Consider the following 23,544-nt stretch of genomic DNA (forward strand, 5'->3'; position numbering starts at 1 on the left):
AACCAAAAAATGTTTATTACGTTAGCATAGTTTATTTTGCAGGATACAGGTATTTAATCGCTACAATATCACTTGGTGTAAATGGGCGGTTAGTTCCATCAGAACAAGCCAGCATCCATGAGCCTGGTTCGCCACCTACCGGAGTACCCGGAATATAAATCGCTCCTGCATCTTTACCATCCTGGCTGTCATTTTCATTCGCAGCACGGAAATAATCTGCAATTGACTGGTAACCGCAACTGTAACGTCTGTCTGCGTAATCGGTGTGTCTGAATCCAATCGCGTGGCCAATTTCATGGGCTACAACGGTAGCAAGCAGGTTGTTGTCTTTATAGTTTTTATCATAAACGGTATTGCTCAGTTTAATTGGTGTAGCAGGTTTTCCGTCTGCTGATGGGAATCCTGCTGATTGTCCCAATATTCTCGGATCATCAAATTTCTGCCCGCTAATCAGGATATCCTCTTTAATCAGGGAGTTCGAATCCAGTAGGGTAAAGACAACTTTAAGACCAAGATCATTGTACCGTTTTACCGCTTCTTTAGTGGCATTAGTAAACACAGTCTGCGCTTCACCAGCATTAACTTTCAGCTTGATAGTGTCCAGAGTGACTTTGTAATTCGTTTTATATTGCTCGGTTTTAGGGCCTTTTGCAGATAAACTTGCAATATAAGATTTCTGTTTTTGCAAGTCATTGAGCGTAAGAAAAATGTCACCTTCAACTATATAACCGCCTTCGGTTTTAAAAGCGTTGGTAGGAGAAAACCCTGCGCTGGCAATCGCATTTTGCTCTGCTTTAGTTAATGCTGAGGTTTGTTCTGCTGGTGGAACATCGGTATTGTTCTTTTTACAGCTGGCTATGACAGCGACGGTCATTAAAAGAGCAATGGAGATTTTTTTAGTGTTTAATAAAATGTAGTTTTTCATAGGTATAATAGGTTAAGTTAGTTTGGTAGACTAAAACAATAATAATTAATCCTGATGATGAAAAATTATAAATGGTGAATTGCGTATAAAAGGTGTATTCTTTTGTAATGAAAGTGTACCAAAACCAGAAGCCATCTTTTCATGGGGAAAAGATGGCTCCTTTGTGTTTAGTCAACCGGTAGGTGTTTAATTATTTAGTATGTGGTGTGTATCGCAATTAGAAGGTGATTATTTTACAGGATAAAGTGCTTTTAAAGCAACGATATCATTCGCAGTAAATTTACGGTCTGTTCCATCAGAACAAGCCAGCATATAGGATCCTGGTTCACCGCCTTTTGGTGTACCAGGGATATAAACTGCACCTACTGTGCTTTGTCCTTCGTTTGGATTTGAGTCATACCCACAACTATAGTTTCTATCTGCATAGTCAGTGTGTCTGAGACCAATTGCATGTCCAATTTCATGGGCAATTACCGAAGCCAGCACGTTAGTTTTTGTATAGTCTTTATTATAAACTACTGAGCTGAGTTTGATAGGTGTAGCAGGATTTCCACCTGAAGGGAAACCAGCTGAACGTCCCAGGATTGTTCCGCCATCTGCTGTTTTCCCCAAATCGGCCCCGTTGATTACAATATCTGCCTGATCAGTAGACGTTGAGCTTAAAAGTTTGAAAGTAAGCTTAAGACCAAGGTTATTGTAGCGTTTCACGGCTTCGGTTGTAGCTGTATTAAAAACAGTTTGGGAAGTACCGGCATCAACTTTGATTTTTAATTCTCTGGATAAGCCAGTCACAATATTAGTGGAACGGTACTGCTCTGTTTTTGGGCTTTTATCAGAAAGTCCGGCAACGAATTCCTGTTGAACCTGAAGCTGTTGAGGTGTCAGGAAAATATCGCCCTCCACTAAATATCCACCCTCAGTTTTAAGGACATTATGTGTCGAAAATCCAGCTTGTGCGATCGCTGTTTTTTCTTCTTTTGTAAGTTCTGACGTGGTATTCTGTTCTGGAATTGAGGCATTATTAGTATTCTTTTTACAGCTTATCACAACAGCTACTGTCATCAATAGGGCTATAGAAATTGTTTTTGGATTGAATAGGTTGTTAGTTTTCATGTTTTTCATTAGTTAGTTTGGTCGACTAAACAAGTATAATTAATCTCGGGGATGAAAAGCTGAAATGGCAGGATTACGTATAAAAGGTGTAGTCTTTTGTATGAAAACGTTATAATGATCTGTCAATTAATTACGCATATGTATTGTTTATGATAGATGTAATAAAGTGTAAGCATTATGTTCTTGTTTATAAGAACAATAACTTAAATTTAGGCTAGTAAAATATTTAATCAATTGACAGTTGAAAGCTTCTCTGCATAGTTTTATCAAAGCTAATTACAGAACCATTTTTACAGTGGGATTACTGATATTGATATTTCAGATAAGTATGAAGCAAAATTTCCTGTTATTTCATACTGTTGTTGAACTTTCTGCAATTGTGATTGCCTTCGCCGTTTTCATTGTGACCTGGAACACCAGGAAAATAATTGATAATAATTATCTGTATTTCGTAGGGATGGCCTATATTTTTATTGGCACTTTAGATCTTCTGCATATTATTACTTATCCGGGACTGCATATTATTCCAGGAACTATTTATTATACGAATCAGTTTTGGATAGCCACAAGGTTTCTCGAAGCTTTAACCTTTATTATGGGTTTCTGGTTTCTGAAAAGAAAGAAAGTACTCAATGGAGATGTTACAATTTTGAGTTATTGCGTGGTAACAATACTCCTGACATTAGCTATTTTATACTGGAAGATATTTCCTGTTTGTTATATCGAAGGAGTAGGGCAGACCCATTTTAAAATCAATGCTGAATATGTGATTATCGCTATGCTGTTTTTTGCCGGATGCCTTTTGTATAGTTCCCGGAATAGTTTCAGTGCCTCTGTGTTCCGGTTTTTGATGTTATCTCTGTTTTTCGCTATTCTCAGCGAATTCTGTTTCACCTTATATGTTTCAATTTTTAGTCTTCCTGCTGAAATAGGGCATTATGCAAAGCTGATTTCTTTCTTTTTAATCTATAAGGCTAATGTAGAAACCGGATTTACCAAGCCAACTGAACTCATCTTTAAAGATCTGAAGGATAATGAAGAGAAGTACAGGACGCTGACAGAAAATCTTCCGGAACTGATCTTTCGTTTCGACCGGAGTTTCCGGTGTTTATATGCGAATTATGCACTGGAACAATTTCTTTCCCTGAAGCATGGTTGCTATACCGGTATGAAATTAAGCCATCTTGGATTTCCCTCTTCTTTTGAGCACCTGCTTATCAAAATGTTAATCGCAGTAAAGCAAACGAAAGTTACTCAGGAAACTAATTTTGACCTGAACGAAGGCAAGTATGCCAACTCTTTTTCTATACAAGTGATTCCTGAATATGGCCTGGAAGATCATGAAGGGACTTATTTAGTGATTTGCTATGATATTACGGATTTAAGGATTACTGAACACAGGTTAATGGAATTAAATAATACCAAGGATAAGTTCTTTTCAATTATTGCCCATGACCTGAGAAATCCATTTACTTCACTGATCTCTTTTAGCGAGCTGATTTATAAAAATGTAAACAGGCTGAGTCCTGAGAAAATTGAAAGTTTAGCCATGAGAATGAATGATTCTGCTAAACAGGCGTATATTTTATTAGAAAATCTGCTGCATTGGTCAAAGATGCAGACCGGGGTACTGAAGCCTGATTTACAGGAGCTGGATGTTGTTGAATTGTTAAATGAAATTAAACATATTTCTTCTTCCACTGCCGTTGCGAAAGGGATAGAGATTAAAATTGAAGAATTACCTTCAGCCAGGATTGTTGCAGATAAACAAATGATGAGCACTATATTGAGAAATATCATTGCCAACGCGATCAAGTTCAGTTATACCAATGGGAGTGTGGTCCTCAGCGCTTATGACCGTCAGGATGAGGTCTTGTTTTCTGTAATGGATTCTGGTGTTGGTATTGAAAAGAAGAATATGGAGTTGCTGTTCAAAGCTGACAGCAGTTTTTCTACGCCCGGAACCCAAAATGAAACAGGAACAGGTTTGGGATTAAGGTTATGCAGGGAATTTGTAGAAATAAGCGGTGGAAGTATCTGGCTGGAAAGTGAACCGGGGCAGGGAACAACTATTTATTTTACGATACCAGCGCAAGGTGTGTCTTTTAACAAAGATATTTCTGTTTAAACGACTGTTAAATGATAAAAGCTCCTCAGGAGCTTTTATCATTTAACAGATTTTAATTAGCAATCAATTGTTTTGTATATTCCTGAATCGCATTTTTGATATTTTGAACGATCTCTTGTCTTCCGCTTAAAGAATTGATATATTCTTCTTCTTCCGGATTACTGATAAATCCTATTTCGGTTAATACTGCTGGCATACCTGCTCTTGCCAATACAGCCAGGCTTTGTTCTTTTACCCCACGGTTAACGCGCCCTACTTTAACATATTGCTGTTGAATTAAAGTTGCCAGTTTAATACTCTGGCGGCGGTATGCATTTTTCATCAGCGAAAGGATGATAAAACTTTCCGGATCATTCGGGTTATATCCGTCATAGTTTTCCTTGTAATCTTTCTCTAATAAGATTACCGCATTCTCTCTGACTGCTACATCCTGTTCGCCTAATCTGCCCGAACCGGAAACGAACGTCTCCACTCCGGTGGTTTCTGTTCTGCCTCTCATATTTCCGGGCATTGAATTACAGTGAATAGAGATGAATAAGTCGGCGTGAGCTTTGTTTGCGATATCGATCCGCTCATATAACGGGATAAAAACATCCTCGGTACGTGTATATATGACTTTTGTATTCTCAATTTCTTTCTCAATTGTTTGTCCCAGCAGCATGGCAACATCCAGGGCAACATCTTTTTCTTTGGAAAACAAGCCTCTTGTTGATCCGTCTTTTCCACCATGACCTGCATCGATAACGATGATCATTGGCTTAAGAACAGGAGCTGGTTTGACTTGTTGTACCGCAGGTGCTGTTTGTATTTGTGGTGCTGATTGTACTTGCTGAGGCGTTTGTGCGTATATATAAGAAGAACTAAGCAGAAAAAGAACAGTAAAAGCGGTTCTAAAGGCTGTTTTGTTTTTAATGTTTTCGGACATTATTTTTTGCAGGTTTATTTAGTGTTTTGTAAAGTTCCCTTGCGGGGTAATTCACAAATTTACAAAGATAACGTTGAAATTCTAAACTTAGTTCGAATTCATTGCCCTGAAAATTAATTGAAAACCCTTCTTTGCTCTTCTGCAAATAGCCAGCTTCATCATAAATAATAAAAAAGATAAAACTTTAAACCTGTTTTTTTGATTTAAAGTAGAAACTGGATGATATGAATTGTTCAGCAAGAGTTATTTAACCTTAATAAAGTAAGATGAACTTAAAGTCTTTAGTAGCCGTAGCTTTAACCGGAATGGTTTTCACGGCATGTAATTCAGGAAAAAAAAGTAACAGTGATACTTCTGGTACAAAAATGACAGATACCACTGTTATGGATACCACAAAACATGATACTGCAAAATCTGATACAGCAGGTGTTGGTGTGAGCGGATCTGGCCCGGGTACTGAAGGATCGGGATCTGGTGCAACAGGAACTAACGGACAAGGTACGCCGCCTCCAGGTACTACAAGTACTCCTGGAATGACGGGTGACAAAAACCCGCATCCGGTGAAACCATAATCAAAAACTGGTAGTTTTATAATTGATATTGTAAAACTACCGGTTGATTAACAGGTTTTTATAAATGTAAGTGTTTTTTTAGGAGATGAAGCTATGGAAATGATCCGTAATCAGCATCATCTGTTTAATAAACCGAACCTCGCTGCCCGTGGCGATTAAAAACCAAATGATTATGGCTGAATTAAACAATATTTCCCGAAACAGAAAAAGCATTCCTAAAGTTGATCTGACAGCAATGGTAGATCTGGCCTTTTTACTGATTACTTTTTTTATGCTGACCACTTCACTTTCTAAGCCAGTGGCTATGGATATCGCTAAACCTGATATTAGTGATCCGGATGCGACCATGGATTATGCAGCTTCAAGAACGATGACTATTTTACTGGGGAAGGATAATAAAGTTGCCTGGTATATGGGAGAGGATGGGAAGAGCAAGCCAAATATTGAAGGTTTCAATGAAATCAGGCGCTCCATTTTAGACAACAAAATAAATGTAGCGCTTGCGAATTCTAATCGTCCTGACAAGACACTCACTATCATTATTAAACCTACATCGGGTGCCACCTATAAAAACTTTGTAGATATCATGGATGAATTGTCCCTGGTAAAAATTACGAATGCTCCGGCAATTGATGATAATCACATTACTGACGGCGAGAAGACGTTTATGAAACTTAATAATATCTTATAATTGAACTCGTCAAAACATAGCAGACAAACTTATTTTTTAGGGCTTGTCTGCTGTGTTTTTATTTAGTTAAAGGTAAATCAGCAGTGACTTTATCTTTCTTGTATTTAGCAAGATTAATCAACAGGACACTTCCAAGAATAACAAACAGGCCAAGAATTTGAATCAGACTGACCGTTTCACGGGTAAAACATACGCTTAATAAAATGGCTACTACAGGGTTAACATAGGCATAAGTACTTACTTGTGTTGCAGGACGAACTGTTAAGAGCCATACATAAGCACTAAAAGCAGCGATAGAGCCAAATATAATCAGGTAAACGATAGCTAGCCAAGCACTAAGCGGTACATTGTTCCAGTGAAAATACTGATATTCAGAGCTCAGTGCACTGCCCACTATAAAGGCAGCACCAGCAGCCAGCATTTGCCAGGCTGTATTTACAGATACAGAACTTCCGGGAGCTGAATGGTATTTAGAATATAAAGATCCCCCTGCCCATGCAACCGGCCCCAAAACTAACAGCGCCATCCCTAATATCTGGTTTGAACTTTGAGGTGTATTTACTGCCTGAAGTACTTGTTCTGAAAATAGTAAAATTACGCCGATAAAACCTATAATCAATCCTGCAATTGTCGATTTACTGCTTAGGTTTTCTTTCCATTTAGGTTTGTCCAGGATCACAAACCAGATGGCTGCGGAGGCAACCATAATAGCTACCAGGCCACTTGGAATAAACTGTTCTACCCAGATTACTGTACCATTGGCAACCCCAAGCATTAACAGACCGCTGACTACTGCATATTTTATGTTTTTCCAGTCAAATATTTTTTCTCCCCTGAATTTACACCACGTCATAAGCAGGGTGCCTGCAATGATGAAACGAAAAGTGCCGAGAAAAAACGGTGGAAAGCCAGCAAGAGCTCTTTGAATGAAAAAATAGGTTGATCCCCATACGATATATACAGTGGCAAAGGCGAGATAAACGAGGAGTGGAGAGGCGGGTTTATTGGTCATGATATTTTTTTGTTTTCAGGAATTACTAATTGCTGTTGTTCTTTTACGGTTTCCAGCACAATAGTAGTGCGGATAGATACGATCGTAGTGATCTTACTAAAGGAAGTTCGCATCAATTCCATCAAAGAAGCAGAGTCTGCCGTTCTCACTTTAACTAAATAACAATCTTCTCCTGCAATAATATGCACCTCCTGAACTTCCTCTATTTTAGCTAGTTCGGTCGCTGTTGTGGTACAGCCCAAACTGTGAGACGCTTTCATGGAGATAAAGGCCAGCAATTTCAGACCAACTGCTGCGGGATTAATCCTGGTCGTATATTGAACAATTACTTGCTTTTGTTCCAGTTTCTTTACCCGCTCCAAAACAGCAGAAGGTGCCATTTCAAGTTCCTTTGCCATGTGGACATTGGAAATTCTTGAATTATCCTGCATTAACCTTAATATCGCAAGATCAATATGATCTAAATTGATGTTGTTTTCGACTATCATTCTATAAATGTAGTATAATTCAGAATTATATTCATTTATATTGTGAAATAAATAAGTTAAATTCGGAATAGGCTCTTTAAGAAAACAACAATTTGATTTTATCGAATGACAGATTCTTATAGTTATCTATGTATAGCGCGCAAGGAGGCAGTTCTTCTATGGTATGAGAAGTTAATACGCCGACTACCCGCATTCCTGCATTAAGCGCCGCTGAAATCCCTGAGTACGAATCCTCAAAAACAAGACATTGTTCAGGGGAGACATCCAGATTATGAGCGGAGGCCAGGTATATTTCAGGATCTGGTTTATGCTTTATAACATCCTCACTCGCCAGTACAGAACCTAGTTTTTCACGAATGGGCACCTCGCTTAAAATCAGGTCCAGGTTGGCGTAAGGTGCAGATGTAGCTACACCAAGTTTAACTCCGTTGTGTTGTAAATCAGTAATTAATTCAAGGATACCGGCAATAGGTTCAATATGTGAGGCATATATTTTCCGGAAAAGACTTTCTTTTTCATTTTCCATTTGAAGAAACTCTTCATCTGCAACCGGTCTTCCTAAAAAATGAGATAGGATATAGCGGTTGCTTTTTCCAAACATATGCGCAGCAAAGTCTTCTTGTGTAGGGTAAAGATTACGTGCGGAGAAAAATTCACGAAAAGCCAGGGAATGATAGGGATTTGTATGACAGATTACTCCGTCCATGTCAAAGATGACTGCAATTTCTTTATTCATCCCGCAAAGTTAAGCTGAATAAAATGGAAAAAGCTGCTTAGCTTTTTCCATTTTACAAAGATTTAGAATGTACAGCCGATTTTTGCGTATACATAACGGCCGCTATAACCAAACTGGCTGATTGCCCTTGGATATAAGAATCTTCCATTTGAAGTATTGTCCAGGTTACCAGTATAATTTTCGGTAGGAATACCACTTAAATTGTTCGCATTATTTCTTGGATTGGTATATAGTTTATCAGGATATACATCAAAAATGTTGTTTGCGCCAACGGTTAATGTTAAAATTTTATTTGCTGCATAACTTACAGAAAAATCAGTCACCCACTTTGGTGTAAATGTTTGATCCAGTTGTACTGGTAAATTATTCGATGGAATGTTTGGATCAATCGCATTCAGATAAGTTACTTCTCCAAAACGAACTGTCCTTGCTACAAAACTTAATTTGTCAACAGTCAGATTAGCAGTAATATTTAACTTGTTTTTAGGGACTGAACTTTCATAACGTGAACGCTCTAAACGGTCAAATAATTTAGCTTTTAAGGTAGGGTCGCTTTCTATTTTATCTCCTCCGTTGATGCTTCTCACCACCGTTTTATTTAAGTTCCCTGCAATACTCAGTAATAAACTGCTTTTACTGCCTAAATAAAATTTGTTGGTCAGCACGACATCTAAACCTGCTGTATTGGTGGTGATGGCATTGGTGAAAAACTGCACACTGTTTACTTGAGCATTCGGATCAACTGTGTTTAAAATCTGGTTAACTACACCGGTTGGAATTAGTGCACCTGCACTGGTTCTTTCACGTGCATACTGACTAGAGAAAACAATCCGGTCTTTAATGTCAATATTGTAAGCGTCGATAGTGAAAGTAAACGTTTTGGCTATTTTTCCTGCTAACCCGAGACTTCCTGATCTGGAGATTTCAGGTTTTAGAGAGCCAACACCAAACTGGCCAACAATTGGATTGTCGTTATTAACTGTTAACACCTGTGTAGGATTACCTGCAACAAATTGTGTACTCTCATTATTGAAATAGCGCTGGTGTAAAGAAGGCGCTCTAAAGCCAGTTGCATAGGCGCCGCGCAAAGAGATGTCACCAAATAATTTCACTTTACCAGTAAATTTATAAGAGAAGTTGGAACCAAAATCGCTGTACTTCTCATAACGTCCTGCGGCTTCTATAAGTACTCTGGGGCCAAATTCAGCTTCAAAATCTGCATAAGCACTTACGTTATTTCTTGATTTGTCAATTGCGTTACCAGGTTTGAAACCTGGAAATACCTGTGCACCTGCTGCGGTGAACGATGTGCCTATCAGTCTTCCCGGAATACCTGCCGATGGCTGGCCAAAAGAATAAGATAGTTCTTCGCCTGGTTTAATCTGATAATTATCAACCCTGAACTCTCCACCAAAAGCAGTATTTAATGACGTGATAAATCCGCCATCAAACTCATGTTTTTTACTCAAATCCAGATTGCTGGTATTTTGTCTGAATAGCAATTCACCTGCATAAAATGAAGTCGGGCTGGTGCCCAGAGGGAGGGAAGCGTTAACTGTATTGTTGATGTTGAATTTAATGTTGTTCTCGCCGCTGGTATTGCTAATATCATAATCCCAGGTTCCGATTTTACCTTTTGAACCGATAGAGAAGGAAAGGTCATTAATTTTTGTATCTATAAAAGGAAGAAATCCATTAGGGAACAAGGTCAGGTCAATCTGTGTGGTTTGCGTTGGTAAACGGAAAAAACCAGCAGCACTGCCCGTTTTGTGCGTATATCCGGCTGCAAAATAAAGATTGGAGTTTTTAGTGAAATTGTATTGCCCGTTTAGGAAGAAACCTCCGTTTTTTGAATCAGAGTTTCCTACGCGCATGTTATTTCTATCCAGCCCATTCGCAGCTGCTCTTGCATCATCGGCAGCTTTTAAGCCTGCATATCTGGCTTCAAATGCCGCTTCAGTTTCCAGCGCCCCTTTTGCAGGTGCTGCTGAATATAAAAGCGGACGGGTGTCCAGGCCACCACGATTTGTATATTCCCGTTTTATATATTGACCTGCAAAATTGATAAAGCCCTTATCATTATTAAATGCCCATCCTTTGCTGAAATCAGCCTGAAAAGTACGCCCATCACTAAAATCACGCCCTAAAGCTTTAGAATCAGACTGGCCAAATGATGTAGAAAAGCTGTAAGGAGTTACTTTTTTCAAGACAATGTTGATTACGCCTGCAATAGCATCCGAACCATATTGTGCTGCTGCACCGTCACGCAAAACCTCGATCCGTTCAATGGCTGCAACAGGAATTGAGTTTAAGTCAGTACCGACCGAGCCACGGCCAAATGTACCATTGATATTCACCAGCGCGGTAGTGTGTCTGCGTTTTCCATTTACTAAAACTAATACCTGGTCAGGGCCTAATCCCCGGAGTGAAGCCGGGTCAATGTGGTCAGTTCCATCTGCAACAGTTTGCCTGTTAGAGCTAAATGAAGGAGCTACATAGTTTAAGATCTGGGTCAGATCTACTTGTGCAAATGTTTTCACATCCTTGGTTGTAATCAAATCTACAGGAACTACACTTTCAATGTTTGTTCTTGGTACCGATGATCTGGATCCGATTACAACAACATTTTGCAATAAGGTTTTAGTATCCATTAAAACGAAGTCTGTAGTTTTTGAACTACTGTCCATTTGAATGGCTGCTTCTGTATTCTGGTACCCTGTAAAAGACACACGGAGTTTATAGGTGCCGGTTTTTTGGAATTTAATGGCATATTTTCCATTAGAATCTGTAGAAGTCCCCAGTTTAAGGCCAATTACCTGTAGGGTTGCGCCCGGAATAACGAGTCCGGCAGAATCTGTGACTTTGCCTTTTAAGACCTGGGCAAATAGTTGGTTCGAAATCATCAGAAAAAAGACGACAAAAACGATTTTTTGTAAGGTTTTAATCATAGTTCAGGTTTGTTTAGACTGTAATCTAACGAAAATATTACGATAAATTTATTGTTACAATCCTGTTTATGATTTTTTTTATTTTATGTGTCGTGTTTAGAGCTGATAATTATGCGCTTTAATGGTGTTTTCTGGATATTTCATTAGATGATAGCCTGTTGTTCAAATTTTTTTAAATTTATTTGTTGTTTATTTCTATAAATCATAGTAAATTGAATTCATTCGTTTATTCGTTGGTGCTCATTCTGCTTATTTTTCTTATTTCTGTAATTAACTATTTTTTGATCATATTGTAATCTAATTCTGGGGTGTATGTCTGATTTCGTGTGGTTTTATTTTAGCATTCTGTTTGTATTTGATTGTTTTTTCTGTGAAATGAGAATTTGCATTTTCTTTTTTAAGACTATACAAAGGTTAAGGACTGAAAAATCGATTTAAATAATCAGAAAAGCTTTTTGTTTGTTGCTTTTGAGGATCTTAATAGCTGATTTTTGCTAAAAGCTAAAAATTAGTGTAAAAAAAATACGGCCTGTCTCCAGGCCGTATGCTTAATCCATTTAATTAATATCCTGGATTCTGAACTACATCAGGATCTGAAAGGATATCAGAATAGGGAATAGGGAATAACCAGAAATTGGTATTGGTCAGACTGAGTACTTTACCTGCCTGTTTTGTCCTGACCAAATCAAACCAGCGATGTGCTTCAAAAGCAAATTCAACATTGTTTTCATCTGCAATTGCCTGTAATATATCTGTTTGATTACCTGTAGTAACTGGAGGAACACCAGCTCTTTTACGGACTACATTCAAATCAGCGAGTGCTCCATCCAGTGCATCCAAATGTGCTTTGGCCTCTGCTCTGATCAGGTAAAGTTCAGAAATCCTGATCAGATAAGAAGGATCTGTGCTTGTTCCGGCAGTATTATACAACGCTCCGTAAACACTATTTCCAGTGCCACCGATCAGGCTTTTTCTGGTTCCTCCAATTGCAGGGTCGTTCAGTTTACTAATCAATGAAGCAGTAGGTTTCAACGTGTAAGATCCGCCCAAAGCACTTGGATACCATAAAGACCAGTAGTTATTTTGATTGTTAGCTGAAAAGGTTAGCTCAAAAACAGATTCAGTGCTTAAATAAGGAGCTGTAAAGAAGGATTGATAAGTATTTACCAATGCAAATTTTGACTGCGCAATTACCTGCGTCGAATAGGTGACTGCATCTGCCCAGTTTTCGCGGTACAAGGCTAACCTTGCGCGTAATGCCCGGACAGCACTTTTTTGAACCCTGTTCCTGGTCGTCGCATCATCGTCAGGCAATAATTGTTCTGACTGGATTAAATCAGCAAGTACCTGGTCATAAGTTTGTGTTAAAGTGCTCCTTTTAACCCCTTTTATTCCGTTAATGGTCGCAGTAGGAGTGAGCTGTAACTGTACACCTCCCCAGCCTCTGGCCAGATCGAAATAACCCAGCGCACGGATAAAATAAGCTTCTCCCAGAATCCTGTTCTTTTCTGCTGTTTGAAGTAAAGGATCTGTAACCCCGGGCAGGCCTGCAATCACACTGTTTGCAGAATTAATTGTACTATATATCTTTCTATAAACTCCTACAGTAATTACATTATCAGTAGGAATCGCATTCTGATCCAGCTGCAAATACTCACTTAAAGTACCATTAAAAGCTACGTTATCTGCCGTAATCGTACCCAAAGTAATATAATCTGTGGTGTAATTCTGTAAGCTGTTATAAGTACCTAAAATAGCGGCCCTTGCTGTTCCTGCGTCTATAATTGCAGTTGCGGAGGGAATTGCATTGTTGGGTACTTCTTCCAGGTATTTTTTGCAGGAGCTAAATAACAAAGGTAAAATAAGCAAATAGATAGCTTTTGTATAGGGAGTTGGATATTTCATATTGATCGTTTTAAAAATTAAAATGTTACGCTTATACCTGCCTGAATCGTTCTTGGCTGAGGCACAGTAGCCCAGTCATATCCAGCCGTATTCTGGTCGCCACTTTGAGAACTGACTTCCGGATCCAATCCTTTATATTTGGTAAAGGTTAACAGATTTGTACCTGATACGTAAATCCGTGCTTTGCTGATTCCCCATTTCTGACTGATTAATGCAGGGATCGTATAACCTAAAGTGACATTCTTTAGTCGGATAAAAGAGCCATCTTCCAGGTAACGTGTACTTAGTCTTGCTACATTTCCGCCATAGTTATTTGCTGCACCGCCATTCGCTGTGGGGTCGCCACTATAAGTCGTTAATCTTGGAATATCGGTAATGTCACCTGGTTTCTGCCATCTGTCCAATTGTCTTGGATCAAAACCTATATTGTTCTGCGTACCACCATGTACCAGAAAGAAATCATGCATATTCATAATCTTGTTTCCTTGCTGAAAGTAGAAGAAGAAGTTAAAATCGAGGTTTTTATAGGTTAGCGTATTTGTTAGCCCTCCTGTGTATTTTGGAATCGCGCTCCCTACAATTTGCCGGTCTGCTGTATTAATCTGACCATCTTTATTGACATCATCATATACTGCATTACCCGTATTCGGATCTACATATAATTGTTTGTAGAGTTGAAAAGAATTTACGGCGTAACCTTCTCTTAGAATGGAGATGTTTCTTCCCGAAGCACCAAGAGAGATGTCAGAAGCCAGCTTTTCAATGCGGTTCGTATTTTGTGAAACATTAAAATCAGTTGTCCAGCTAAAGTCCTTTGTTTCTATATTGACTGAATGAATGCTGAGTTCCAGTCCTTTATTTCTGATGGCTCCGAAATTCTGAAGTTGTGAGCTAAAGCCTGAACGGTAGGGTACAGGGACATTAAGTAATAAGTTGTAAGTATACTTATTGTAATAATCAAAAGTGAAACTCAACCTGTTTTTTACGATGGCGAATTCAGTACCAATATCAATCTGGCGTGTAGTTTCCCAGGTTAAATCAGGATTAGCCAATTGTGTAGGGGCTGTTCCCGCACTTTCAAGGTAATTATACCCGGCTTTCCATAAACCTAATGCTGCGTAATCTCCGATCCCGTTTTGATTTCCTGAAAGGCCCGCACTTGCCCTGAATTTCAATTCATCAAATATTCCCAGTTTAGAGATAAATTCCTCTTGTCCTGCTCTCCAGGTTAATCCTCCGGATGGAAAATAGCCCCATTGCTTGTTCTTCCCAAATTTAGAGGAAGCATCAGCCCGCAGACTTCCGTCAATAGTATACTTTTGATTATAAGTATAACTAGCCTTACCAAAAAAAGAAACCAGTTTGTTTTGAGAACGGTAAGAAGATCCTGAGCGGATAGCAGCATCAGAAATAGCGGTCAAAGCATTGGTTGCAAAGCCGGTTCCTGTAGCGCCAGTACCTTGTGAAAGGTTAGTACTTAATGTATTTCCTACTAAGGCATTGATATTATGCTTTTTATCTGTTCCGAATGATTTGATATAAGTTAATACCTGTTCATTGGTGAGTACCAGGTTTTTGCCTTCATTTGAGCTGGCAGCTCCATTAGAAGCAATACCCGCACTGATCAATGTATTGCTGTAATTATTTTCATAAAGGCTATTGTTATCTATACTCCAGCTGCTTTTCAATTTCAGTTCGGGTGAAAAAGCATATTCAGCAAATAAATTACCGATGGTTCGCCATCCAACAGCAGAATTATTCAGATTTTCGATCAGTGCAATATGGTTATCAAAACTTCCATACCTGGCAAAAGTGCCATCAGCATTGTATACTGGCAGATACGATCTTGGAAAGATAGCAGAGTTAATTACTCCTGTAGCATTGTTATCATTACTGCTGACGTTTCTGAACGTACGGGTAAAATTAAAACTCGTTCCTACTTTTAATTTATCTGTCAGGTTGTTATCGTAGTTAAACCGGCCTGTATATCTTTCAAATCCTGAAGGCTTAACAATTGATTCTTGTTTTAAATAACTTAATCCGGTGTAGTAAGTACTTGTTGCCGTTCCTCCTTGTGCAGAAAGTTCATAGTTAGAAGTTCTTGCTGTTCTGAATAAATCACTGATCCGGTCATAAGTAGGCAGGGCAGCGGGATTTGGAAAAGGAAGGACCACAGTTGCGGGGTCTGTACCGCGGTCTTTAGCCGTATTAATTACTGCTTCATTTGCTAGTTCTGCGGTTTGCGGCCCGGTTGCGGTTTGAAATTTCTTATTCGCATCTGACCAGCCCTGATAAGTGCTTAAAATGATTTTTGCTTTCGTGTTTAACTTTCCACGTTTAGTAGTGACCAATACAACGCCGTTAGCACCTAATGATCCATAAATAGCTGTTGAATTTGCATCCTTTAAAATCACCAGTGATTCAATATCTGCCGGGTTAATATCTGACAATGGATTAGAGCCGGCCTGGTTGCCTAAACCAGTTGTAACCGGGTCTTTGCTATTGACGAAAACCCCATCAATTACATAAAGTGGTTCTACTGAGGCGTTAATAGAATTGTTCCCTCTGATGCGAAAGGTAACTCCACCACCGGGCACACCAGAATCTGAAGATACTTGTACTCCGGTTGCTTTACCTTGTATTAACTGGTTAAAACCGGAGCCTGCTATATCTTTTAGCTGATCACCTTTGATTGTGGATATAGAACCGGAGATAAATTTGCGTTCCTGTGTACCGTAACCCGTTACAACAACCTCGCTAAGCTGTTGTAAATCGGGTACAAGCTGCACAGAGAGCGAATTTGCAGTCACTTTAATACTTTGTGAAAGATAACCGATATAACTGAAATCAAGGGATTTCTCGTCATCCGGCAGGCTTATCGTAAATTCACCTTGTGCATTAGTTATGGTACCCGAGTTTTTAGTATGCAGGCGTACACTGACGCCAGGAACAGGCTGATGATCGGTCTGATCAGTTACCCTGCCGGTAATGGTTTTATACTGTGAAAATGCTGGTATAGACAGCAGTATCAACAGCGAAAAAAGCTGTAGTAATTTTAGTTTCATGTCTGAAAATTTGAAAAGATTTGGGCATAGTTTTCCCTTGCCCCGGAAATTGGGACTGTTAAGAAAATAGCCGGATTAAGGATTGATTAAGAGACGGTAGGTGTACCGGGACCGGGCTTTATGCCAGGAGACAACATCGCATGGAAGGCATGCGGCTTGCATAAATTAACACGCTGAAATCAGGATTGATCAGCGGCAATTGAAGGTCAGTTTTTTTAGCTTCGGAAATCATTTTATAATTGGCATTTGTGTATGATGGCACAAATATACAATGTTCAGATTAAATACTACTATTTTGGTAGTATTTAATCTGAACATTAAAATGCCTTGAGTTTATCCGTTCATTAACTCCTGAAATTTGGCGACAAACTTCCCTACATGATAACCATCCATTAAGGCGTGGCTTACATGGATGGAAACATTCATGGCCTTGCTGGTTTCTGTGGTGGTTAGTTTGCTGAATGATATCTTGGGGGCACTATCTTCCATTGAAAAAGATCTGGCATGCGACAAAGCAGAAAAGTCTATCCAGGGAAGGGCGGAGTAATGAATTACATTTTCACTGAATACCTCAGGGAATAGTCCGGTTCCTTTTGAAACCCGGTCAGCTTCTTGTTGCGCCAAGCCATAAAAATCCTCTAAATCTTCCTTAAATTCCATATAAGAGAAACCAAAAGTTTCATCAGCACGGCCAATTGTTGCCGAAGCATTAACCTGATCATAAACGATTACTTTTTCTCCTTTAATTCTATACTTAAATTCTTCAATTGTATTTGCAGCCTTTAAAGATTGATACAAATAATATAGGAAGAATGACTTTCCTGATTGTTTTGCTTGCGCATAAGCCTTGGTACAATCTATTTTTACAGTCACCCCAAAGAAGGGCTCTTCGAATTTTCTGAAAAAATGGAAATGTTCTTTTCTTTTCCAGTTTGCGATATCCAGTTCTTTTTCCATTAGTTTTTTAAGATTTCAATAATTTCTGTCATCGTGTTTAAAGACAGAAAATTTGGATGTGTTAAACTTTCTGTGATTTGTTCATGTGCCCACGTGGTATGATAGGGGATGTGCGCAGCATAACCACCTAATTCTAAAACAGGAAGTATATCTGATTTAATAGAATTGCCGAGCATTAAAAAGTGTTCCGGTTTACAATCCAGATGTTTCAGTAATTTCTGATAATCAAATGTCTGCTTATCACTCATAATTTCAATATGATGGAAATAATCCTGCAACCCAGAATTTCTAAGCTTTCTTTCCTGATCTAAAAGATCGCCTTTTGTAGCAACAACTAATCTATAATCGCTTTTCAGGTGTTTTAAAACCTCTGTTACACCATCCAGTAAAGCTATCGGCTGTTGTAAAAGTGACTGGCCAAGCGCAATAACTTTATTGACCAGTACTATACTTGCTTTATCATTTGATACCCTGCTTAATGTTTCTATCATACAAAGCATAAAACCTTTGACTCCATAGCCATAAAGAGCTAAGTTTTTCATCTCAGTCCTGAATAATTCCTGAGAGACTTCATGAACCGGTAAATAGGCTTCCAGTAACTGGCAAAATGCAAGCTCAGTTTCCTGAAAATAGGGCTCATTGACCCAAAGTGTGTCATCTGCGTCGAAAGCGATTACCTGAATTTGATTTTTGATCATTACTTTTGTTTTCAATTGCTGCAAAAGTAAAATACTTTAATTTTCTAAAAAGGACAATTGTCCCGAATCACCTATGTTAAGAACCAATACTGATTTATTAACCTTCATTGAGCATCTTTATACCCTTCAGGAAAGAAAAGAGGATATCATTCTGAGGTCTTTTAATAAAGGTGAAAGATTACTTGAACAGGATGTTAAGATCGGTAAAGTATTTATTATCAAGGAGGGGGTAACAAAATGCTACCTGACTGAAGAAAATGATAAAGAGTATCTGTTTGAGTTTTTGGGCAAGGGACAGATTATTGGTGAAATAGAAGCGCTGAAAAGCAGGGCATGTCTTTGTACTGTAGAAGCAATCAGTGCGGTGAGTGCCTATTGCTTATCTGCTTCTTTTTTTCTGTCTTTAGTAGATAAAAATCTTGAAATTAATAAAATACTGCTGCAAGAGTTGACTGACCGTATCTTGCATACCAGTAGCAGGGCTTCTTTTCAGCAATTATATTCTTTAGAACATGGACTTTCTAAATTGCTCCAGCTTCAGGAAAAGGAACAAATTGATTTGAGCAGGGATGATATGGCAGCTTATCTTGGTATCACTATCAGAAGTTTAAACAGGGCATTAAAACAACTGAAGAAAACTTAAGTCTTATTCAGGATAATACCCTGTGCTGATTTTAAGGCAGATGAACAGTTATCAATTCAATATTATTTTTAAACAAGGGAATGCGATCAGTGAATTCAAAAGCTTTATTGAATGATAAAATTGCCTTTTCCGATGAGGTTTTGAATGGTTTTTTAAGACGGATTAAAACACGGTCACCTTTTTCTATCGTGTACAAATCCTGTTTTGATCCTGAGATTTTTTCTATAGTGACAGCATCCTTCAAATGAGTTGAAGGAGATTCGCCGGGGTAAATGATATCCAGGTTATCCTTATTTATTTTTACAGAAAAACCGGAATGGTTGACTATAAATATTTCTGCATTTAAAGTATCACTTTCCTTATAACTTCTTAATCTGAAATTTACACCTGAAAGGGCAATTTCCTGATCACTTACATAAACAAATGGCGGTTGCTTAACTTGTTTTATACCGCTTAAATAAGCTTTCTGTTGCGTAGTGAAATCGGACTTCGTATTCAATGAGTAACTCGTGGTGTTAGCTTGATACTTGTTAAGATATGCTTTGTATTCAGCTGGTGCTAAAGTCGTGGTCATACTTGTTACTGCTAACTTATTGTCCTCCGTTTTATAGTTGATTATAAGGTTGTAAAGGGATTTGAAATATCCATTTCTACCCGTAAGTTGATATTCTTTGAGATTGTTTAATGGTTGGAATTTTAACGAAAGTTTTTTGTTCTCTCCTGGTTTCAACACTATTGATCCAGTACTTCCAGTTTTGGGTAATGTCCGGAGCCCTTCGGCTGTGGCTATTTCAATTTCACTAATCGTTAAGGCACTGCTGCCTGGATTACTGAGCTCAATATCAGCCCGCAATTCTTGTGTTTTGAGATCAGCAGCCAGGTAGAATCCGGCCGATATTTGCTCAGACTCCATATTGGCAGGTGTATAATTCAAATCCCCTTTGATCCTTTTAATTTCGGGATGATTTTTACAGGCAAAAAGTAAGGTGAGCAGGACTAAAGGAATGATTCTTTTCATAGATGTTTGATGTGTATCAGCTATTGAATGGAGCTCTTTTATATAGCAGAGATAAAAGCTGAAGCGGTTTAAACTATCAAACCGCTTCAGCTTCGGATGAAAAATGATGACTTGATTTACAGACCAGTAACTGACCAGATCGAATAAGCGTGTGGGGGAACCTGGATCAATACCCTTCCGTCAGCAGCAACAGTTGGCTCCCAATTCGATGCACCTGTATATTCTTTTATCTTTTTATTAGCCCAGTTAGAAGTTACCCACTGTTGCTGCCAGTTATCACTACCATTAAAATAGACAATTAAACCAGGAAGCGTACCGTATCCGTTTCTTCTGTCAATATACTGATCGGTAGCTGAGTATAAATTGGTTGTTGTTCCTCCAGCCAGGTTTTTATGGATCCAGATCAGGTTATTCATCCGGTTTTTGTCCAGCAGATTCTCGTAGTCTTTATAGAAAACACAAGGATATCCTTCGTGAGTCATGATATAAGCATAAGCGGAATACTTATTGGTGGTAATATCAGTATCATGGTTACTTACAAAAGTAACTGCCTTGGCTGCATTTCTCTTTAATAACATATCATCATTCAAACGTGTCAGGTCATTCGTGTCAAAGGCACTATGCATCGCATAAAAACAAGCAAAATCAAAAGCTGAAGAAGTTTGTTCAGTTGCATCTACCCAATTCTGTAAGTTTGCGGCATTACCATCCCATTCCTCACCAACAGCAAAAACAGCCGCAGGGCCACCTACACTGTTCACGAAATTTTTGACTACCCAGGCACCGTAGCCTTTTACGTAATCAAAACGAAATCCGTCAAAGTGAAGATTGTTTTTATAGAATTTGGACATGCTGTAAGAAGCATTATAGATCCAGTTAGAAACATTTGCTTTTTTATGGCAAAGGTCAGGGAATCCGGCAAAAGCACCTTCATCAGCAGCTTCGATATCGTTGGGGTGGAAATCATTATAAGTACGCTGGAATTTACCCGATAACGGCGTGAATTTAGTATAAGTACTGGTATTGGTATAAGGATTCGCTTCTAAAGTTCCTCCGCTACAATGATTGAGTACAATATCAGCATATACTTTTATACTATTGTTGTGCGCAGTAGTGATCAATTTACCAAGGCTCGTTGAATCACCAAACCTTGTCGGTTTTGTACCCATTTGCGTGTAACTGCCGAAATCAAAATAATCGTAAGGATCATAACCCATACTTGTTGCACCACCTTGTGCTTTAGTGGCAGGCGGAAGCCATATTGCGCCAATTCCTGCTGCTTTCCATGCCGGAATTTTGTCATTCAGTGTATTCCACCAGCCGCCCTGGGGAACGTCCCAGTAAAATGCCTGCATCATCACATCGCTTCCGGAACCCGTGGCTGCGTCAACTTGAATCTGTTTAAAATTGTCTGATGGGGCGGGGTCAGCGATTACTGACTTTTTGCAAGCAGAAAAGGAGAGAAAAAAGCCCATAAACAGGACAGTCTTCCCTAATAGGTAAGATGATTTTTTGTTCATACTATCTGGTTATTTATTTGGTTTTATGTTTTGCTCAATACCTGTCTCCCGACAAGCTCAATCTTATTCGGGAACGTTCCCGAACGGGAATAAAAATACAATTATTTATTTAATATGAACAAGATTGTTGATTTAAGTTTAATAAGTTATTGCTTAGGAAAGCTATTCTATTATCTTCGCTTTCATTGGTAATCCGTTTGTGTAAGCCTGGTATATAATGAAAGAAATAGCTGATCTTAAAACAAAAATAAAGCAATTGACAAAAGCAGACTTTGAGCAATTAAAAGTCGAAACTGAGAGCCAGGTTGCAGTATGGTTCTGGGCAACCAGTGATTTATATAATCCGGAACCATTTCATTATGAGAGCAATAACTGGGCAAGGGGACGTAAACTCAAAGGGGAACCGGCAAAAAAAGCGGAGCATCACCATTATGGTTTAAATGCTCAGGGTGAAATCATCGTTGAAAGGCAATACACCAGTTTTGAGCAATATTTCTATGAGCTGTTTTTTATCAGGACTCACGATACGATAACCCGCTATAGGTTTTCTTATGATAACAAGGAGATCGAACAGATTTCCCGGTTCTATTACGAGCAGAACCAGCTGACTCAACATATTACTGTAGCTGACAATCAATGCAAATGTGATTATGCAGTTTATTATTATAACAGCAATCAAAAGTTGATTGAAAAGAAATGCCATCTGGAATTTGATGATTTTGAAACAGACAGGAACCATGAATACAAATATGACCAGTTTGGCCTGCTGGAAACTATTACGGAAAACCGTGAAAGTATTATTTACCAGAAATCAGCTCAATCTATCAGTTTTAAACAGCTTACGGTTATGGCCGAAGACAGGCTATTTACGGTACTCCGGCAAAATATCCATCAGCATGCTATACCAGAAGAATTATATTGTTTGTATCTCTATTATGGGAATGCTCATTTGTTTCCGCCAGCTATAGCTTACGGCACTAAAGCTGAAAAAGACCATTGGCAGGTGCAAGGAACTAAGGCGAAATGGATCATCTGGAATCCTGCTGATTATCAATACAACATGGAAGTTAATATGGATGGGGAGACAGAGCGCTTTTTTGACCTTTATAACCAGGAAACAGAAATGCAGCAAAAATATGCAGCTGCAAAAAAAGCTATTATAAACGTGGTCATGAAGCTAAAAGATAGTTTGAATGAATTCACACTGAATAAAACAAGTGATTTTGTAATCATAGCAGCTGATGATGAACAAGCTGATTTAAAAAAGAACTTCAAAATATTGAATCCTGAACTTTTTGAACAATTCAGAAAAGATCTTCCATAGAATTCAAAAACATTTTAATTAAGCTGATGTTTAAACCTTTCACCTACAAAAGGGTAGCAATCAGCTTATGGAACCATTTAACATTAAAATCAAACACGGTAAAAAAGAAATTACCTTAACTATCCTGCCCGATGACAAGGGCTATTTTAAAGTAATTTATTTTGGAGGAATATTAGGAGCCATCTATTTTGACGGGCATAACTGGGAACAGGTTCCTCCAGCCGATGTTATCGCCGGAGATCTGCCAATGTATGAACCAGATCCAACAGGTGATGATCATGAAGATATCTCACTGACTGAATACCTGGTTGAACGCGCAGGCCGTGAAATTGACTTATACCATGATGAACATATCTGATGGACCTAATCTAAAATCTAATGGACTTAATGAGCAGGATATTTGGGGAGGGCAAGGACCTCAACGCATTAAATATGGGATGCCGTGCACTGGTGTTGTATTTCATAATGCTACTATTTATCAGGATTTCCGGTACCCGCACATTCGGTAAAAAGACTGCTTTTGATAATATCATTGTCATCACAATTGGTGCATTATTAAGCAGGGTAGTTGTGGGTGCATCTGCTTTTATGCCAACAGTTACCGCTGGTTTTGTACTGGTTATGTTGCATCGTGCTTTAGCATGGGCAAGTTTACATCACCAATGGGTTGATCGTATAATTAAAGGATCAGAAAGAATATTATATACACAAGGGCAAATTGACCAGCAAAATCTGGACAAGAGCCTGATGTCTAAAGGCGATCTGATGGAAAGTGTAAGAATAAACGGTAATCTCAATGACCTTGAAGCTATAAATGAGGCGCGTTTGGAGAGAACAGGGGAGATCAGCATCATCAAAAAAGAATAAATTTTATAA

General features: G+C 38.6%; 20 protein-coding genes. 7 read left to right on the forward strand and 13 right to left on the reverse strand.

Features of this window, described 5'->3' with window-relative positions:
• Positions 1-31: 31 nt before the first annotated feature.
• Positions 32-925: a M57 family metalloprotease gene (locus HDE70_RS06205; RefSeq protein WP_183888772.1), complete on the reverse strand. Its 894-nt coding sequence runs from the start codon at positions 923-925 to the stop codon at positions 32-34.
• Positions 926-1,153: 228 nt separating this feature from the next.
• Positions 1,154-2,038: a M57 family metalloprotease gene (locus HDE70_RS06210; RefSeq protein WP_183888774.1), complete on the reverse strand. Its 885-nt coding sequence runs from the start codon at positions 2,036-2,038 to the stop codon at positions 1,154-1,156.
• Between the two features lie 328 nt (positions 2,039-2,366).
• Between HDE70_RS06210 and HDE70_RS06215 the strand changes: the two genes are divergently transcribed.
• Positions 2,367-4,166, forward strand: a complete 1,800-nt coding sequence (locus HDE70_RS06215) for an MASE3 domain-containing protein (protein ID WP_183888776.1) — start codon at positions 2,367-2,369, stop codon at positions 4,164-4,166.
• Between the two features lie 52 nt (positions 4,167-4,218).
• Here the strand turns inward: HDE70_RS06215 and HDE70_RS06220 are convergent, their stop codons facing one another.
• Complete coding sequence (locus HDE70_RS06220) at positions 4,219-5,091, reverse strand: N-acetylmuramoyl-L-alanine amidase (protein WP_260159985.1); 873 nt, start codon at positions 5,089-5,091, stop codon at positions 4,219-4,221.
• Between the two features lie 266 nt (positions 5,092-5,357).
• On the opposite strand from HDE70_RS06220, the gene HDE70_RS06225 reads away from it, so the two are divergent.
• Together HDE70_RS06225 and HDE70_RS06230 are read left to right on the forward strand one after the other, a co-directional pair.
• Entirely contained in the window at positions 5,358-5,663 is a 306-nt protein-coding gene (locus tag HDE70_RS06225) for a hypothetical protein (protein WP_183869097.1), read from the forward strand.
• Positions 5,664-5,835: 172 nt separating this feature from the next.
• The gene (locus HDE70_RS06230; RefSeq protein WP_183888778.1) at positions 5,836-6,354 is read left to right on the forward strand and encodes an ExbD/TolR family protein; all 519 of its coding nucleotides are present in this window, start codon (positions 5,836-5,838) and stop codon (positions 6,352-6,354) included.
• Positions 6,355-6,412: 58 nt separating this feature from the next.
• Here the strand turns inward: HDE70_RS06230 and HDE70_RS06235 are convergent, their stop codons facing one another.
• From HDE70_RS06235 to HDE70_RS06270, 8 genes are all read right to left on the reverse strand, one after another.
• Positions 6,413-7,366: an EamA family transporter gene (locus HDE70_RS06235; protein ID WP_183869095.1), complete on the reverse strand. Its 954-nt coding sequence runs from the start codon at positions 7,364-7,366 to the stop codon at positions 6,413-6,415.
• Positions 7,363-7,854 (reverse strand): Lrp/AsnC family transcriptional regulator, encoded by a 492-nt coding sequence (locus tag HDE70_RS06240; RefSeq protein ID WP_183869094.1) that lies wholly within the window; start codon positions 7,852-7,854, stop codon positions 7,363-7,365. Before HDE70_RS06240 ends, HDE70_RS06235 begins: the two co-directional genes overlap by 4 nt.
• 76 nt (positions 7,855-7,930) lie before the next feature.
• Positions 7,931-8,590 (reverse strand): HAD family hydrolase, encoded by a 660-nt coding sequence (locus tag HDE70_RS06245; protein WP_183888780.1) that lies wholly within the window; start codon positions 8,588-8,590, stop codon positions 7,931-7,933.
• A gap of 62 nt (positions 8,591-8,652) precedes the next feature.
• Positions 8,653-11,538, reverse strand: a complete 2,886-nt coding sequence (locus HDE70_RS06250) for a TonB-dependent receptor (protein WP_183888782.1) — start codon at positions 11,536-11,538, stop codon at positions 8,653-8,655.
• Positions 11,539-12,099: 561 nt separating this feature from the next.
• Entirely contained in the window at positions 12,100-13,443 is a 1,344-nt protein-coding gene (locus HDE70_RS06255; RefSeq protein ID WP_183869091.1) for a RagB/SusD family nutrient uptake outer membrane protein, read from the reverse strand.
• A gap of 17 nt (positions 13,444-13,460) precedes the next feature.
• On the reverse strand, positions 13,461-16,508 hold the full coding sequence (locus HDE70_RS06260; RefSeq protein WP_183888784.1) for a SusC/RagA family TonB-linked outer membrane protein: 3,048 nt from the start codon (positions 16,506-16,508) through the stop codon (positions 13,461-13,463).
• A gap of 333 nt (positions 16,509-16,841) precedes the next feature.
• Complete coding sequence (locus HDE70_RS06265) at positions 16,842-17,465, reverse strand: chloramphenicol acetyltransferase (protein ID WP_183888786.1); 624 nt, start codon at positions 17,463-17,465, stop codon at positions 16,842-16,844.
• A complete protein-coding gene (locus HDE70_RS06270) occupies positions 17,465-18,163 on the reverse strand; it encodes an HAD family hydrolase (protein ID WP_221270723.1) in 699 nt (232 codons plus the stop codon). Before HDE70_RS06270 ends, HDE70_RS06265 begins: the two co-directional genes overlap by 1 nt.
• 73 nt (positions 18,164-18,236) lie before the next feature.
• On the opposite strand from HDE70_RS06270, the gene HDE70_RS06275 reads away from it, so the two are divergent.
• Positions 18,237-18,806 carry a Crp/Fnr family transcriptional regulator gene (locus HDE70_RS06275; RefSeq protein ID WP_183888788.1) on the forward strand — a complete coding sequence of 190 codons (570 nt, stop codon included), beginning with the start codon at positions 18,237-18,239 and terminating at the stop codon, positions 18,804-18,806.
• 31 nt (positions 18,807-18,837) lie between these two features.
• Here the strand turns inward: HDE70_RS06275 and HDE70_RS06280 are convergent, their stop codons facing one another.
• Together HDE70_RS06280 and HDE70_RS06285 are read right to left on the reverse strand one after the other, a co-directional pair.
• Positions 18,838-19,824: a hypothetical protein gene (locus HDE70_RS06280; RefSeq protein WP_183888790.1), complete on the reverse strand. Its 987-nt coding sequence runs from the start codon at positions 19,822-19,824 to the stop codon at positions 18,838-18,840.
• A gap of 116 nt (positions 19,825-19,940) precedes the next feature.
• Positions 19,941-21,344, reverse strand: a complete 1,404-nt coding sequence (locus HDE70_RS06285; protein WP_183869086.1) for an alpha-amylase — start codon at positions 21,342-21,344, stop codon at positions 19,941-19,943.
• 217 nt (positions 21,345-21,561) lie between these two features.
• On the opposite strand from HDE70_RS06285, the gene HDE70_RS06290 reads away from it, so the two are divergent.
• The 3 genes from HDE70_RS06290 to HDE70_RS06300 all read left to right on the forward strand — a co-directional run bounded on the left by HDE70_RS06290 (position 21,562) and on the right by HDE70_RS06300 (position 23,535).
• Positions 21,562-22,668, forward strand: coding sequence for a hypothetical protein (locus tag HDE70_RS06290; protein ID WP_183888792.1), 1,107 nt, complete (start codon positions 21,562-21,564; stop codon positions 22,666-22,668).
• Between the two features lie 67 nt (positions 22,669-22,735).
• Positions 22,736-23,026 (forward strand): hypothetical protein, encoded by a 291-nt coding sequence (locus HDE70_RS06295; protein WP_183888794.1) that lies wholly within the window; start codon positions 22,736-22,738, stop codon positions 23,024-23,026.
• Positions 23,027-23,055: 29 nt separating this feature from the next.
• Positions 23,056-23,535: a DUF421 domain-containing protein gene (locus HDE70_RS06300; RefSeq protein ID WP_183869083.1), complete on the forward strand. Its 480-nt coding sequence runs from the start codon at positions 23,056-23,058 to the stop codon at positions 23,533-23,535.
• The last annotated feature ends 9 nt before the right edge of the window (positions 23,536-23,544 follow it).

This window comes from Pedobacter cryoconitis (assembly GCF_014200595.1).
Lineage (GTDB): Bacteria > Bacteroidota > Bacteroidia > Sphingobacteriales > Sphingobacteriaceae > Pedobacter > Pedobacter cryoconitis_C.